The organism is Hassallia byssoidea VB512170 (assembly GCF_000817785.2).
Lineage (GTDB): Bacteria > Cyanobacteriota > Cyanobacteriia > Cyanobacteriales > Nostocaceae > Hassallia > Hassallia carrinoi.
Window position 1 is genome coordinate 1 of record NZ_JTCM02000061.1, and the last position, 14313, is coordinate 14313.

General features: G+C 42.0%; 18 protein-coding genes. 10 read left to right on the forward strand and 8 right to left on the reverse strand.

Annotated features, from left to right (window positions below; translation table 11 throughout):
* Positions 1-58 precede the first annotated feature (58 nt).
* Positions 59-817 (forward strand): ABC transporter ATP-binding protein, encoded by a 759-nt coding sequence (locus PI95_RS22045; RefSeq protein ID WP_039741024.1) that lies wholly within the window; start codon positions 59-61, stop codon positions 815-817.
* A gap of 76 nt (positions 818-893) precedes the next feature.
* Here the strand turns inward: PI95_RS22045 and PI95_RS22050 are convergent, their stop codons facing one another.
* Positions 894-1424, reverse strand: a complete 531-nt coding sequence (locus PI95_RS22050; RefSeq protein ID WP_039741026.1) for an orange carotenoid protein N-terminal domain-containing protein — start codon at positions 1422-1424, stop codon at positions 894-896.
* A gap of 247 nt (positions 1425-1671) precedes the next feature.
* On the opposite strand from PI95_RS22050, the gene PI95_RS22055 reads away from it, so the two are divergent.
* The gene (locus PI95_RS22055) at positions 1672-2046 is read left to right on the forward strand and encodes a hypothetical protein (protein WP_039741029.1); all 375 of its coding nucleotides are present in this window, start codon (positions 1672-1674) and stop codon (positions 2044-2046) included.
* 23 nt (positions 2047-2069) lie between these two features.
* Positions 2070-2201: a hypothetical protein gene (locus PI95_RS36925; protein WP_268896806.1), complete on the forward strand. Its 132-nt coding sequence runs from the start codon at positions 2070-2072 to the stop codon at positions 2199-2201.
* Here PI95_RS36925 and PI95_RS22060 read toward each other — a convergent pair.
* From PI95_RS22060 to PI95_RS22070, 3 genes are all read right to left on the reverse strand, one after another.
* The gene (locus PI95_RS22060; RefSeq protein WP_039741031.1) at positions 2178-2813 is read right to left on the reverse strand and encodes an HAD-IA family hydrolase; all 636 of its coding nucleotides are present in this window, start codon (positions 2811-2813) and stop codon (positions 2178-2180) included. The genes PI95_RS36925 and PI95_RS22060 overlap by 24 nt on opposite strands.
* Before the next feature lie 117 nt (positions 2814-2930).
* Positions 2931-3881 (reverse strand): tRNA epoxyqueuosine(34) reductase QueG, encoded by a 951-nt coding sequence (gene queG, locus PI95_RS22065; protein WP_039741033.1) that lies wholly within the window; start codon positions 3879-3881, stop codon positions 2931-2933.
* Between the two features lie 311 nt (positions 3882-4192).
* Positions 4193-4870 (reverse strand): Uma2 family endonuclease, encoded by a 678-nt coding sequence (locus tag PI95_RS22070; protein WP_039741036.1) that lies wholly within the window; start codon positions 4868-4870, stop codon positions 4193-4195.
* Between the two features lie 164 nt (positions 4871-5034).
* Between PI95_RS22070 and bchI the strand changes: the two genes are divergently transcribed.
* Together bchI and PI95_RS22080 are read left to right on the forward strand one after the other, a co-directional pair.
* Positions 5035-6153: a magnesium chelatase ATPase subunit I gene (gene bchI, locus PI95_RS22075; RefSeq protein WP_039741038.1), complete on the forward strand. Its 1119-nt coding sequence runs from the start codon at positions 5035-5037 to the stop codon at positions 6151-6153.
* 77 nt (positions 6154-6230) lie between these two features.
* A complete protein-coding gene (locus tag PI95_RS22080) occupies positions 6231-6527 on the forward strand; it encodes a hypothetical protein (protein WP_039741040.1) in 297 nt (98 codons plus the stop codon).
* 236 nt (positions 6528-6763) lie between these two features.
* On the opposite strand, the gene PI95_RS22085 is transcribed toward PI95_RS22080, so the two are convergent.
* Entirely contained in the window at positions 6764-7852 is a 1089-nt protein-coding gene (locus PI95_RS22085; RefSeq protein WP_039741042.1) for a nucleotidyltransferase domain-containing protein, read from the reverse strand.
* A gap of 348 nt (positions 7853-8200) precedes the next feature.
* On the opposite strand from PI95_RS22085, the gene rplU reads away from it, so the two are divergent.
* Both rplU and rpmA read left to right on the forward strand, forming a co-directional pair.
* Complete coding sequence (gene rplU, locus PI95_RS22090; protein ID WP_039741556.1) at positions 8201-8602, forward strand: 50S ribosomal protein L21; 402 nt, start codon at positions 8201-8203, stop codon at positions 8600-8602.
* Positions 8603-8735: 133 nt separating this feature from the next.
* The gene (gene rpmA, locus PI95_RS22095) at positions 8736-9002 is read left to right on the forward strand and encodes a 50S ribosomal protein L27 (protein ID WP_039741044.1); all 267 of its coding nucleotides are present in this window, start codon (positions 8736-8738) and stop codon (positions 9000-9002) included.
* A 338-nt stretch (positions 9003-9340) separates the two neighbouring features.
* Here rpmA and PI95_RS22100 read toward each other — a convergent pair whose 3' ends face one another.
* Positions 9341-9889, reverse strand: a complete 549-nt coding sequence (locus PI95_RS22100) for an NUDIX hydrolase (RefSeq protein ID WP_039741559.1) — start codon at positions 9887-9889, stop codon at positions 9341-9343.
* An 88-nt stretch (positions 9890-9977) separates the two neighbouring features.
* Complete coding sequence (gene folK / locus PI95_RS22105) at positions 9978-10463, reverse strand: 2-amino-4-hydroxy-6-hydroxymethyldihydropteridine diphosphokinase (protein ID WP_039741047.1); 486 nt, start codon at positions 10461-10463, stop codon at positions 9978-9980.
* A gap of 198 nt (positions 10464-10661) precedes the next feature.
* On the opposite strand from folK, the gene PI95_RS22110 reads away from it, so the two are divergent.
* From PI95_RS22110 to psb35, 3 genes are read left to right on the forward strand one after another with little or no spacing between them, the layout of a single operon-like run.
* Complete coding sequence (locus PI95_RS22110) at positions 10662-13262, forward strand: PBP1A family penicillin-binding protein (protein WP_039741049.1); 2601 nt, start codon at positions 10662-10664, stop codon at positions 13260-13262.
* Positions 13263-13269: 7 nt separating this feature from the next.
* On the forward strand, positions 13270-13515 hold the full coding sequence (locus PI95_RS22115; protein ID WP_163519090.1) for a hypothetical protein: 246 nt from the start codon (positions 13270-13272) through the stop codon (positions 13513-13515).
* A 27-nt stretch (positions 13516-13542) separates the two neighbouring features.
* Positions 13543-13770, forward strand: coding sequence for a photosystem II assembly protein Psb35 (gene psb35 / locus PI95_RS22120; RefSeq protein ID WP_039741051.1), 228 nt, complete (start codon positions 13543-13545; stop codon positions 13768-13770).
* Positions 13771-13856: 86 nt separating this feature from the next.
* On the opposite strand, the gene PI95_RS22125 is transcribed toward psb35, so the two are convergent.
* Positions 13857-14279, reverse strand: coding sequence for a tellurite resistance TerB family protein (locus tag PI95_RS22125; protein ID WP_039741054.1), 423 nt, complete (start codon positions 14277-14279; stop codon positions 13857-13859).
* Between the last annotated feature and the right edge of the window lie 34 nt (positions 14280-14313).

Consider the following 14313-nt stretch of genomic DNA (forward strand, 5'->3'; position numbering starts at 1 on the left):
CACGACAAATGTGGACAGGCTTGTTTTGTAGATCCGCAACCACCCACGAGTATTTTTTATGAAGCCTGTCCACATTTGTCTAGGGAAGACCTCGCCCACTCCTAAAAGTGCGATTATTCGGATTGAGAATGTCTTTAAAATTTATGGTAGTGGTGAAACCGAAGTCAAAGCGCTCAACGATGTCAACCTGATTATAGAACAGGGCGAATATTGTTCGATTATGGGACCTTCTGGTTCTGGTAAATCCACGGCAATGAATATTATCGGTTGTTTGGATCGCCCGACATCAGGACATTATTATTTAGATAACGTTGATGTAGCACAAGTAGACGATGGCGCTTTGGCACATATTCGTAACAAAAAGTTAGGATTTGTGTTTCAACAATTCCACCTATTACCTCAACTATCGGCATTAGAAAATGTAATTTTGCCGATGGTGTATGCGGGTGTGAGTAACAGTGAAAGACGCGATCGCGCAACAGAAGCACTTCGTAGAGTAGGCTTAGAAAAGCGACTCAACAACAAACCAACTCAACTATCAGGAGGACAACAACAAAGAGTAGCGATCGCTCGCGCCATTGTCAACCGTCCCGTCGTCCTTTTAGCTGATGAACCCACCGGCGCACTTGATTCTCGCACAACCCAAGAAGTATTAGATATCTTCAGCGAACTTAACGCTAGTGGTATCACCGTTGTCATGGTAACTCATGAGCCAGAAGTTGCCCGCCAAACTCAACGCATAGTTTGGTTTCGTGATGGTCAAGTAGTACACTCCAACATGACACCATCCGACTTAAACCACCTAACAACATCCTAAATTCAATTTTTTCTTTCGTAGTAAGCACTTCAGTGCTTAAAATAAGCACTAAACTACTTACTACAATCTACCAATATTAAAGACTTGACGTTTTACCAGTTTGTGCTTGCGTTTCAATTGGCTTCACATCGGTATAGCCCATTTCACCAACAATTGTCCGGAATATTGACATTTGCTCTTCAAAATCAAGCCCTTCTGTTTGAGAAACCAGATTATTAATTGGCTCACTTGCTTTGTAATTTTCTGGCATCCCAACTATTTTTTTCTCGTCCATGCCAATTGCCCAAGCGTACCAAACCAATAGCTGGTTATTTTCTTTAATTGCGCCATAAATCCGAGAATATTCTGTATCTTGACGATTCACAATTTCCCGCATAATGTTTAATTGCTGCTCATCAGACAATTCATAATAATCTGATAGCAGCTTCGGTGATAGTTCTGGTTCCGCAGCAGCCGGTGCGGCTGGAGTGATTGAGCTTCCCATTTTTTTATAAACTAAATAAAACCAAACTAGTTTGGAATCAGTATCCAGCTTATTAAACGCCTCTACCACTTTGTGAGTTCTATCGCCTAATGCTTGTTCCGCTTTATTGTCACTTGCAGTCATAATTTATCTCCCAGGTTATTTAATCGAATTCAATCTGCGTCAAAAAGTTCAAAGTAATACCTGTTTAACTGTTGACTATTAACGACTTTGTTATCGACCTCCAAGAGAAAGAGTTTTATAAATTAAATATCGAAACTTTTATCTACCTTTCAATAGAGGTAAAAATCTATCTATAGATGCCAAAAACATGAGACATCGCTTTGTTACGATTACCTCATAAATAGAAAAATTACTTAGGGGGTTAGTTATGCCTGATGAAGTGAAGCCCAATGTCGCGGAAGCTCCCACCCAAGACGCACAATTAGCTGCTGAAAACATCGCTAGTGGTGAAGAAAAAGCGCCAACAGTCGATATAGAAGGTGATTACAAAGCCGCGCAGGAATTAAGCGTCAGTGATGTTGACCGCACAGGTCAAGGTGAAGCAGCAGCCAAAGCTGCAACTGCACCTGAGTTAGAAGTGCCGAAACAACAAGAAACAAAAACGCAAGCACAGCCAACTGGTAATCCCGATGATTATAAAAATATGGCAAAGGATGTTGGCGATTCCACAACTGAAGGTATAAGCAATGTGAGTGATGACCTAGTAGAAGAAGCTTTAGAAAAAGGTCAACCGGGAAATTAAGTTTTTTTAACTGGTAATTGGTAATGGGGCATGGGGCATGGGGCATGGGGCATGGGGCATGGAAAGAATCTCTTATTCCCATTGCCCAATGTGCAATTACCAATTACCAATTACCTATTACCAAATTACAATTAGCAATTTTTTATTACCTCTAGCAGTTGACTTGGTTGGTAAATCAAAAAGTTGGGATTTTGCTTACTTAATACTTCCTGTGAATTGAAACCCCAAGTCACTGCAATCACTTTGATATTTGCCTTTTTTGATGCTTCTATATCTCTAGTTTCATCGCCGACATAAATAACTTCTTGAGGTTTTAGTTGTTTTTGTCTTAAGACGTTATTAATTATGGTTGTTTTGCCAAAAATTGTCACTCCTGAGTAGATAAACTCAAATAAACTGTCTAAATCGTTTATTTGCAGGAAGTCTCCGACATTATCTTTAGAATTAGAGGTGATAATTCCCAACCTATTTCCATCATCTTTGAGTTCTATTAATGCTTCTTTAATTCCGGGAATTGGTTTAAACTCGTGTATTTTATTTTTTAATTCTGATTTAACTTTTTTGACTAAAAAAGGTATCTTGAAAACCGAGATACCTGAGTACTTAATAATTTCTCTAGAAGTAAAATTCCTCAGAAGCGCAAGTTCCTCCGGAGTAATTTGTATATAACCAAATTCTTGGGCTAAACGATTAGCAATACTCACTAAAGCATCTACTGTATCGGCAATTGTGCCATCAAAATCAAAAATAATTACTTTCTGGGTCATCTGAAGTATAAAATATAAATTCTGAAGATAAAAGTATGAAATTATTCATGCTTTATTGAAGCTAGTATGTGTATATTTTTTCATGCTTTAGCCTTAACCTTAGCTTACTCAAGTGCGCTATGTATCTAGTTTGTTGTCTAGATTAGCACGGGCATTTCTTCGTAACATTTCTGGTTTAATTCGCCTGAATGCGGATGCCGGAAATTGTCTATCCCACTCCTCATTTGAGATTTTGGCTAATTCTATCAGCTTGGGAGCAAGATTCCCAGAGTAAGGTTGAAACTCTGCTACATCGGTTTCCTTTGCAAAACGCTGATTCCAAGGACAAACATCTTGGCAGATATCGCAACCAGCAACCCAGCCTTGCAAATGAGGTGTAATTGTAAGAGGCAATTTTTCCGCGCGATTTTCAATTGTATGATAAGCTATGCAACGATTGGCATCTATTACAAACTCCTGAGTAATTGCACTGGTAGGACAAGCGTCAAGACAACGAGTACAAGTACCGCAGTGTTGTGTATGCGGGCGATCGCTTTCTAATTCCAAATTCGTCAACACTTCTCCCAAAAATACCCAAGAGCCATATTCCCTAGTTATCACATTACCATTTTTCGCGATCCAGCCAATCCCGGCTTGTTGTGCCCATACTTTATCTTGCACGGGTCCTGTGTCTGCATAACTAAGCGCTTGAATACCAACTCCCTGTTCCTGCAACCAGGTAGTCAGCGCTTTAAGTTTTTTATCCATGACTTTGTGATAATCCCGTCCCCAGCCATAACGTGACATTTTAGCGTATTCTTCACCTTCGGGACGTTGATGTGGCGTGTAATAATTTAAAGCGACACAAATAAGCGATCGCGCTTCGGGCATTATTAACCGAATATCCTGACGCTTCTCTGAAGCCATCCATTCCATATCCGCGTGATAACCCAGTTCTAACCATGCTTGCAATCGCTGCGCGTTTCTAGCATCCGTCTCATCTACAGCTGCAATTCCAACTTTGTGAAACCCTAATTCTAAGGCTTTTTCCTTTACCACACTGCTGCTCGTTGCAGGAAACTGATTCATTTTTCTTATCTAAATTTGCCCTGTGAGCGGGATTTATATTCTACATCATGCATTTATTTACAACCAAAATATAGAGATTTGGCAGCGGCTGAAATCAAACAGCGCTGATAATTTGAGTCTTATTCCTAGAGTGCGTTTTTCTCGCTGGTGACAGTAAGAACGAAAATTGATGGATTGTAGTTTGTGGTGAATACTTTAGCGCTGTTAGCGGAGCTTTCCCGTAGGGTAGCGCTAACTACGAATAGCTTCTATATATATGCGCCCACAGTTATCCTATTATAAAAACACAATATGTGAAAGCAGCGAGTTTGTCAAGCAATTGAATCAGGATCTACACCAAGCGCCCTTAACCTTTCCGCCAATATATCGGCGCGTTGTTGAGCTTGTTTTGCTTGTTCTTCTGGTGTTAACAATCTTTTTCCTTGCTCGTTATACCAATACAACCACTCCCGCGTAATACTTTGATAAGTTCCGGTTTCCATACCAATTGCCAAATTAACCTCCGGTAGCCATACAGGATTGCTTTCTTGTAATTGATATTCGCCATTTACTAACTTGTAAACTTCAAAACGTGGCTTGCGGCGGCGAGTGGGATTGTAGACTACATAATACAAAACTCCTAGCTTTGCATACTCGTCTTTCTTGGTTGTGTACTCTCCTCGATAACTTTGAGAAACTACTTCCAGCACAAATATGGGAACTTGCTCTTCTTCCCAAATCGCATAACTCAGACGGAGGTTTTCATCAAAAAAGCGCTCAACTCCCAAACTCAAAAATCCATCTGGTACTATTGGCGGTAGATTGGGATCATAATATACTCCCATATCAACGCCAAAAAACCAATCCATTCTATCTGCCCAAGCCATAGCTAATATGGCTTCCAGCAAATTTGGCATTAAATGTTGCAGTTGATTATCCACAGGAGTATCGTCCGAGTCGGGCAGTTCGTCAGAAGAGGGCAAGCAAGCTAATGGATCGTACTTTAACATGATGGATTTGGCAGTTATCTCTTAATTTCAGATCGTAAACGCAAATTTGTGGTTGTTGTCAGATTTGCGGTGCAGCAGTTTCTCTTGTTTTACCTTTAACCTTACTCCGCAACTGTGGCACAATAAAAAGCGGTAATAAGAAAAGTATTGATAAGGTAATAAGCGTGAGTCCTACAGCTCAAACCACGGCTAGTACGCGTCGGGTAGTGTTTCCGTTTACGGCAATTGTCGGTCAGGAAGAAATGAAACTGGCACTGCTGTTAAATGTGATCGATCCGAAAATTGGTGGTGTAATGATTATGGGCGATCGCGGCACCGGCAAATCCACAACTATCCGCGCACTGGCTGATTTGTTGCCAGAAATTCCCGTGGTTGCCAATGACCCCTTCAATAGTGACCCCAGCGACCCTGATATCATGAGCGATGAAGTTCGCGCTTTACTAGAACAAGGAACCGAAATTCCTGTAGTTCAGAAAAAAGTCATCATGGTAGACTTGCCTCTAGGAGCTACAGAAGACCGGGTTTGCGGTACTATCGATATTGAAAAAGCTTTATCTGAAGGTGTAAAAGCCTTTGAACCGGGACTTTTAGCAAAAGCTAACCGGGGTATTCTTTATGTGGATGAAGTCAATTTGCTCGATGACCACTTGGTAGACGTGCTACTAGATTCTGCCGCTAGCGGGTGGAACACGGTAGAAAGAGAAGGTATTTCTATTAGACATCCGGCGCGTTTTGTGCTAGTAGGTTCGGGAAACCCTGAAGAAGGTGAATTACGTCCTCAATTGCTTGACCGTTTTGGAATGCACGCCGAAATCCACACCGTAAAAGAACCAGCTTTGCGAGTGGAAATCGTCGAGCAAAGAGCAGAATTTGACCAAAATCCACTGGAATTTGTTGATAAAAACCAAACTAATCAAGAAGCACTACAAGAGAAAATTGTCAATGCTCAGAAGCTTTTGCCATCAGTGAAAATTGATTATGACTTGCGGGTGAAGATTTCGGAAGTTTGTTCGCAACTTGATGTAGATGGCTTGCGTGGTGACATTGTAACCAACCGTGCCGCGAAAGCGATCGCTGCATTTGAAGGACGCACCGAAGTAACAATTGATGATATCCGTCGCGTAATTACTCTATGTCTGCGTCACCGACTGCGGAAAGACCCTTTAGAATCGATTGATTCTGGCTACAAAGTCGAAAAAACCTTTAGCCGCGTCTTTGGTGTAGAGGTAGCCGAAGATACTACACAAGCAAACGGTAGTCAAAAATCAGGAGTGAGGAGTTAGGAGTCAACAGTCAAGAGTCAAGAGTTATTCTTCCTCATCTCCCCCACTCCCCACTCCCCATTCCCCATTCCCTAGTTATGAGATTTTGGCGTTTTTGGTTTCAGACTTTTGTGATATCTAGCCAATACAATCCACCTCGGTTTGTAGAGCTATTGATGTTGATGCTGGCGATCGCTATGCTAGCAATTGCGACTGTTATACCCGATAGACCTTTTTTGGTACTGGGTTTGAGTTTAGTAGTTGGAGCGTCTATTTCCATCTTAGTGCGAGAAGCGATCGCTCCCTCACCCCAGACGCGAATCACTCAAATTACAGCAGTGCTATTGCTCATCATCAGCATATATGGCTTTGCCGACATCATCAAAACGCTTTAAAATTAGTCAATAGTCAAGAGTCCAAAGTCAAAAGTTAAGAGTCCAAAGTCAAGAGTCAAGAGTCAAAAGTCCAAAGTCAAAAGTCAAAACATTAACTATTCACTCTTAACTGTTGACTATTGACCCTTAACTCTTAACTGTTGACTATTGACTATTGACTCTTGACTCTTAACTGTTGACTATTGACTGTTGACTATTGACCATTGACTGTTGACTATTGACTCTTGACTCTTGACTTACCACCCCTGCATTTCCACTAATTCCATACACAATTCGTTGATTTGCTCTAAGTCAGGTTTATGTGGCAAAGTTGATTCTTGATAAACACTTTCCATTTGAGCTACTAAATCTTCTGCCATTTTCATTACCTGCTCATAAGAATACTCACCATTGAGAATTGCTCTTAAATCTTCCGCATCACCTGCTATTCGTCTATCTACAATCACTTCTCCTGTACGTAATATCTCTACTCCACTACGTAGCAATCGAATGCAGTGCATCCCATGTTTGAGGTCAAAACCTGACTTTTTTTCCATTTCAGCTCTAGTGGGATTTCTATTTTCCTGCCAGGATAAGTAAGCTTTCCATTCTCTTAAAGCAACTTGGTAACTTTGGCTTTTTTGAAGCAAGCGAATAAAATCTTTGCGGCTATTTGTTAAGTTTTGTGTATAGTCTAAAGTCTCATCGGGTAAAGTATATTGTTTCAGCACTCCTTTGAAGTCGATATCAGCCGTCAATAACTGATATAATTGTTCGGCTTCTTCTAAAAACTCGATTCTGCCTCTAATTAAGAGATAAAGATACTCCAGAAAGGCATTTAACTCATCTTTGCTCAGAGTTGCTTCTTCTTCTATGCCAAAATCAGATGGTAGTGGTTTATTTTGCGGTGGATGTAACAACCACTTGCGATGACTTTCCATTTTTTTGATTTGAGCAAAAGCATAACCAGAATAAGTATGCTTTACCTTCTTGCTTAAAAATAGCTGTTTGTGGTTAATTAAATGTTGTCCTACGTTCGTTAATACAGGATATTCATTCAACCACAGCAATTCTAAAACGTTGGGATTTGCTCCCGATAATAACTGAATGATTTTTCTTAATTCGTAGATAACGGTGTCTTTGTTTCCATCTAAAAACGGAAAGATTCCTGGTTCATCCCAACCACCATCTTTTTGTTCAATGCGGTCAAAGCCTAAATAATATCTTTTGGGTGCAATAAATACCCCACGATAATCATAGTCTGAACTCGGACGATTTAAACCATAGCCGTGGCTACCAGCCAAACCTATAAAAATCGCTCTTTGTTCAACTTCGATTCTTTTCATAGTGAATTGAATAAAATACAGCCATCCTAACTCATCAGTTTTCAGAGTGGGATAAAAAAACTGAGCAACGGTTAATGCTGCTCAGAATTTATGGTGTTGTTCTGTGTCTTTAATAGCTACACGCTCAAAGATGAAGATTTCGGCAAACAAGTTAAATTAATAGAGATTTACTCTGTTTAAATTTTTCTTGACTTAACTATATTGTATAGATATAATGATAAATTGGCTGTCTAATTCCTGCTCGGATCAGGTAGATACACAGCAAAAGCTGGATTCATGCGGTTTATCGCTACTCCACAAGAGATGAAAGCCAGCTACCTGTACGGCATCTTCAAGGATAATTATTCCATGACTTACGCAATCATTGAAACTGGCGGCAAGCAACTAAGAGTTGAACCAGGTCGCTTTTACGATATTGAACTACTTCATCTGGAAGCAGAAGAGAAAGTTACTATAGATGCAGTGCTGTTAGTACAGCACGATGGTGAAGTTACTATTGGACAGCCGTTAGTGACGGGGGCAACTGTAGAAGGAACAGTGGTGCGAAATTTTCGCGATCGCAAAGTTCTAGTCTACAAGATGAAGCCGAAAAAGAAAACCCGCAAAAAGCGCGGACATCGGCAAGAAGTCACTAGGCTGATGATTGATTCTATCAACTTGAACGGTTCGGTATTTACTGCTCCAGTTGCTGCAACCGCTGAAACTCAAGAAGAAGAAGCAACACCGGTTGAAGTAACTGTTGTTGAATAATATATAAGGGAATTGGGCATAGGGCATTGGGCATTGGTAATTCGGAAAGCGTTTTTTCCATTCCCCATTTTCCATTACCCATTTTCCATTACCCATTACCCATTCCCCACTACCCATTACAAAAGAGGAAATTATGGCTCATAAGAAAGGAACAGGTAGTACACGTAACGGACGTGACTCTAATGCTCAACGTCTAGGTGTGAAGTGTTTCGGTAGTGAAACTGTCCGCGCAGGTTACATTATAGTACGTCAGCGCGGCAGGAAATTTCACCCAGGTAACAACGTTGGTATCGGTAGCGATGACACTTTGTTTGCTTTAATTGATGGCGTGGTAACGTTTGAGAGAAAGGGTAAAACCCGTAAAAAAGTCAGCGTTTACGCTGCTGCTGAAGCTAGTTAAGGTTAATATTCGTAGTGAGCGGTTTACCGCTCATCTTGAGCGCTGAAGCGCTCACTACGAAAAGCTCATCAATTGTTTGTCTAAGTTGATGAGATAATCTTTTCCATAAGAATTATTTTCCAAAGTCGCGATGAGATGATCTGGCAAGTCTTGGGTTATTTCTTGGCTACATGAACCCTTTGACTTAACTTTACCTTGCCAGGGTTTTGACCATTCACCAGAGACGTAACCTTCTAAAAATTGTTGGTGGATAGTGGATAGTGGTTGGTTGGAGTGTTGTCAAAAAGTACTCGTTACGACTATCAACTATCCACTATCGACTATCCACCATCCACTAACTAAACTAAATATGGACGAGCCAACATAAAGCTAGAAATCGATTTAGCATCTATAGCTTGACCATCAAGAATAGCTTCTTCTAATTCTTCGGGGGTGAAAAATACTGTTTCGATATCTTCGTCTTCCTCTTGTGCTGGGGGTGTATCCAGCTTTTCTAAATCTTGCGCTAGAAAAGCATAAATAATTTCATCAGAATAACCGGGAGCGATAAAAAATTCTCCTAGTTTTTCCCATTTATTAGCGCGATAGCCAGTTTCTTCTTCAATTTCGCGCCGAATCGTCTCTTGAGGTTCTTCACCTGGTTCGACTGTACCCGCTGGAAATTCTAATATGCGTCCTTGAACTGCAAAGCGATACTGACGCACGAGTATAAGTTTACCCTCTGGGGTTACGGGTACGGCTAAAGCGCCACCAGGGTGACGAATACACTCCCATTCTCCTTCCGCGTTGTTGGGTAAACGCAAGCGATTGACTTCAAAATTGAACTTGCGTCCTTTGAACAACAAGCGTTGTTTCAGCAGCTGTGGTAATTCTCTACCTAATGGCATAGTAAAGTTATATTCTCTAATAATACACAGATAATTCCAAAGATGAATTGTCACGCTCAGGCTTTTTCTGCGTTTATCGGTGGTAATTTTAATTGCCCATCCATAAATGTACATCAGAACTGTCTACCTGTTTAACCAGTTCTTTTATTTCACGTTGAGAAATTGGTTCAATTAAATTTGGGGCGATTTCTGCTAGGGGTACTAGTACGAAAGCTCGATCGCACATTCTCGGATGGGGAATTTGCAGTTCTGGTGTATCCAAAATTAAGTCATCATATAATAACAAATCCAAGTCAAGCGATCGCGCTCCCCAGCGTTGAGTACGAATACGCCCAAATTTGCTTTCAATCGCTAACAAAGTTGCTAACAACGCTTGCGGTGTCATTTCTACTTGCAAAATCGCCGCGCCATTCAAGTAATCTGGTTGTGGCGGTCCTACAGCTTTGGTTTGATACCAACTTGATGTAACTTCGAGGATAATACCTGGTGTTTGCGCTAAACTTTCGACAGCGGCTGTTAAAATTGAACTTCTATCGCCCAGATTGCTACCGAGAGCGATCGCACTTGTGTTCATGAATCTTATTGAGGCGCGAACAATACTGAAAATTGGTGTGTACAGTTAACTAGCGCAATACACCAATTATCAAAAAACATTCTTTCGTTATGAATTCAGTTAATTATTTATGAGATATTATACTAACACAAACGAGGTGCGCTAATCCCATTTTTTTCATCGTGGTTAATTTGTAACTACTTTGGGCGAGGAAATGACGTGGCGAAGTTTACATCCTGGTTCAAGGAACGATCAACTAAATTGAGTAACACAAACACAGAGAAACCGGGATTGCCTCACGGCAATAATACCGAAGAATCCTCTCACGATTTGATACCTGAAGGTAATCAAAACCCCAGCGAGGAGTCTGCAAAGGAAACTTCCCCAAGCAAGTTGGCAAAGGTAAAGCAGTTACTGAGCCAGGTGAAAAGTGTATCATCTGGAATCATTGCTAAACTTCCCGGTAGCAATAAACCGCTTTATCGTCGTCCGTTGTTTTGGTTAGGCTTGGGTGTGAGTGGTGGAATCGTAGCCATCAGTTATACTGTGTGGTCAATAGATCGCACTTTGCCGGATAAATCTGAACTGAACGTTGTTGTCCGCGAGCAAACACTGACCATCAAAGCTAGTGATGGTACTATTTTGCAACAGCAAGGAGAAGCGACCAGAGAACAGCTGCAATTAAATCAAATTCCCGATAATCTGAAAAAAGCTTTCATTGCTTCAGAGGATAGAAGGTTTAGGCAGCATCATGGAGTCGATGCTCAGGGAATTGTCAGAGCGGTTTTGAATAACTTGCGATCGCAAGACGTGGTAGAAGGTGGTAGCACCATCACCCAACAGCTAGCGCGAATTCTCTTTCTCAAACAAGAAAAGACAGTTTTGCGTAAGCTAAAAGAAGTCCGACTCGCACAGAAAATGGAGCGGGAATTATCCAAAGACCAAATTCTCGAACGTTATTTGAACCTGGTTTATTTGGGTTCGGGAGCTTACGGAGTTGGCGATGCTGCTTGGGTATACTACAGCAAGACAGTAGATCAACTGACGCTGCCAGAAATGGCAACAATTGCCGGATTAGCCCCAGCACCAAGCGTGTACGCCCCAGATAGAAATCCTGAAGCCGCGAAACAGCGGCGAAATCTGGTGTTGCAACGGATGCAAGACGATGGTTTTATTACCGCCGCCGAAAGGCAAGCAGCAAGTACTGAACCAATAAATCTGAAAAGCAGTTTGCCCAAGCGATTGCAAGTAGAAGCACCCTATTTTACCACCTACATTCAGAAAGAATTGCCAAAGTATGTTTCCCCCGATGTGCTGGCGGGTGGCGGTTTAGTGGTAGAAACTACTATTAACCCAACTTGGCAAAAAGCCGCAGAAGATGCAGTTGCCAAAATACTGCGAAATGAAGGACGCTGGGAGAACTTTAAGCAAGCGGCAATGGTTGCTATTGACCCCCGTACCGGTGAAGTTAAGGCAATGGTTGGCGGAAAAGATTTTGGCAAGTACCAATTTAACCGCGTTACCCAGGCACAGCGTCAACCTGGTTCAACATTCAAAGGATTTGTTTATGCGACGGCGATCGCTACAGGGAAAAATCCTTATGATGGCTACGAGGATTCACCTTTTGTTGTCGATGGCTACGAGCCAAAAAACTACAGCGAAAGCTTTCGCGGTTGGATGAACTTGAGAGATGCTCTCACCAACTCAATTAATATCATTGCGGTGAAGGTGTTGATTGATGTCGGATTTGAGCCAACAATCAAACTAGCTCATGATATGGGGATTAAATCTCCACTTAAACCGACTTATTCTTTGGCTCTTGGTTCTAATGAAGTGAATTTGTTAGAGTTAACCAGCGCTTACGGGACTTTTGCAAATCTTGGGTTACACACAGAAGCTCACGGGATTAGCCGCATCCTCAACCGCCAAGGCAAGGAAATATGGAAAGCTAGTTACCAGCCGGTGCAGGCTCTCGACCCTGAGAGTAATGCTATCATGACCTGGATGCTGCGGAGTGTAGTAGAAGATGGTACCGGTCGCGCTGCCCAATTAGATCGACCCGTAGCTGGGAAAACAGGTACTTCCGATGAAGCTCGCGATTTGTGGTTTATTGGTTATATTCCCCAATTAGTCACAGGAGTTTGGCTAGGTAACGACGATAACAAACCTACTTGGGGTAGCAGTGGTAGTGCAGCTTCCACTTGGCATGAATTTATGGAAGTAGCTGTAAAAGGAATGCCGGTAGAAAAGTTTCCCTCTCGACCAAAGTTAGAAGGTCGTAAAGGCACTATCAAAGCGCTGCGCGTTAAAGCGAACCGAATTGTTAATCGTCCTATTCGCGAATCGGAGGATAACTCAGATGATGATTCTGACAATAATAATAGAAGGCGACGTCAACGAGTAAGTTCTGATAACTCTTATAATTCTAACAATTCTGATAATAGCGATCGCCCATCCAGAAGACGCAGGTACAGGAGAAGCTATTCTCAAGAAAATCAGCAGCAGCAACAAGACGACACCCCAAGACGCAGCCGAAGACGCTATCAGCAACAAAACGATGATACACCTTCACCCAGAAGGCGGCGCTACAGAAGTGAAGAATCAAATTCTTCTTCTAACAATTCTTCCTCAGAATCATCTCGTCCACGACGCCGATACAGACGAGTAGAATCAGATTCTTCTTCTTCGTCACCTAGAAGAACTCGCACCTCTGCACCAGAGTCAAACCGCAGATCATCTGGTTCCTCATCCTCAGATTCCGCACCAACTCAGTCTTGGCGGGATAGACTTAGACCCAGCGGATCTTCCGAAGGAAATTGATCGGGAGATGAGGAGACACTCTAGACAAGGGAGACACTCTAGACAAGGGGGACACTCTAGACAAGGGGGACAAGGAGGACAAGGAGGACAAGGAGGACAAGGAGAAATTTCTTCCCCTGCTTCCCCCTCCCCCTTGTCTTCCCCCTCCCCCTTGTCTAGAGTGTCTCCCCATCCCCCCCTCCCCCCCTGCTCCCCCTCCCTCTCCCCTACGGGGGATGCGTGTGATACGCTCTTTTTGTACGGTCTTAAGTAGTGTTGCCGACAATAGGAGAAAATACTCGTGCATTTATTAATGCAAACAGCAGCGGACGCAGCTGCAAACGCTCCCCATTTTCCCGTATCTGCCACTTTGGTATATGTGGCTGGTTTTATTGCTGCCGTCACGATTGGTTCGATCGCTTGGTATAACTCCAAGCGTCCCCCCGGTTGGGAAAGCAAACAGCGTCCTGACATTATACCTGAAGTTAAAAAAGAAGAAACTCCGGGTGTGGGTGAACCGAAATCTTAAGAAGTTAGAAGTTAAGAGTTAGGAGTTAAGAATTAAAAATTCATAACTCATAACTCATAACTCATAACTCCTAACTCCTAACTCTTTTAGTTTTGAACATCAACCCAACGTCTATAAAGTTTCTGAATTTGTTTGAGAATGGCATTATGACCGGGTTGAGTCGAATCATTTGCCGTAGATAATTGTTGTAATTTTGTTAAGAGTCTTGCTTCTTCGACCGCGACTTCATTATCGCTGTAAATCAAGCCACTGATGGCTTCAATCAATCTTTCATAATCTTCGTTGGTGGGGCGATCGCCTAAATAATCTTTCACCCACTTGTAGCACTCGTCTGGCTGCACGGGAACCAATTCGTACAACCAAGGCTTAATATCTGGATCGCTTGCTAAACCTTTTGCTTGAGCTATTTCGCGCAGATATTGCCGTTCTTCTGCTTGAATTCTACCATCAATCCAAGCCGCTCCAATCAGGATTTTAACTAAGTTTTTCACACTGGAATTAGCAGCCATTGCTTTGTCCTTGGTAATTTAATTTTCGCTCTTT

Coding starts and splice junctions, on each gene's coding strand:
- PI95_RS22055 (WP_039741029.1), top strand. CDS start 1,672: ATGCCTGATGAAGTGAAGCCCAATGTCGCGGAAGCTCCCACCCAAGAC.
- rpmA (WP_039741044.1), top strand. CDS start 8,736: ATGGCTCATAAGAAAGGAACAGGTAGTACACGTAACGGACGTGACTCT.
- PI95_RS22125 (WP_039741054.1), bottom strand. CDS start 14,279: ATGGCTGCTAATTCCAGTGTGAAAAACTTAGTTAAAATCCTGATTGGA.
- PI95_RS36925 (WP_268896806.1), top strand. CDS start 2,070: ATGGGGCATGGGGCATGGGGCATGGGGCATGGGGCATGGAAAGAATCT.
- PI95_RS22070 (WP_039741036.1), bottom strand. CDS start 4,870: ATGTTAAAGTACGATCCATTAGCTTGCTTGCCCTCTTCTGACGAACTG.
- folK (WP_039741047.1), bottom strand. CDS start 10,463: ATGAACACAAGTGCGATCGCTCTCGGTAGCAATCTGGGCGATAGAAGT.
- PI95_RS22115 (WP_163519090.1), top strand. CDS start 13,270: ATGAGGAGACACTCTAGACAAGGGAGACACTCTAGACAAGGGGGACAC.
- PI95_RS22080 (WP_039741040.1), top strand. CDS start 6,231: ATGAGATTTTGGCGTTTTTGGTTTCAGACTTTTGTGATATCTAGCCAA.
- queG (WP_039741033.1), bottom strand. CDS start 3,881: ATGAATCAGTTTCCTGCAACGAGCAGCAGTGTGGTAAAGGAAAAAGCC.
- PI95_RS22100 (WP_039741559.1), bottom strand. CDS start 9,889: ATGCCATTAGGTAGAGAATTACCACAGCTGCTGAAACAACGCTTGTTG.
- rplU (WP_039741556.1), top strand. CDS start 8,201: ATGACTTACGCAATCATTGAAACTGGCGGCAAGCAACTAAGAGTTGAA.
- PI95_RS22050 (WP_039741026.1), bottom strand. CDS start 1,424: ATGACTGCAAGTGACAATAAAGCGGAACAAGCATTAGGCGATAGAACT.
- PI95_RS22085 (WP_039741042.1), bottom strand. CDS start 7,852: ATGAAAAGAATCGAAGTTGAACAAAGAGCGATTTTTATAGGTTTGGCT.
- PI95_RS22045 (WP_039741024.1), top strand. CDS start 59: ATGAAGCCTGTCCACATTTGTCTAGGGAAGACCTCGCCCACTCCTAAA.
- PI95_RS22060 (WP_039741031.1), bottom strand. CDS start 2,813: ATGACCCAGAAAGTAATTATTTTTGATTTTGATGGCACAATTGCCGAT.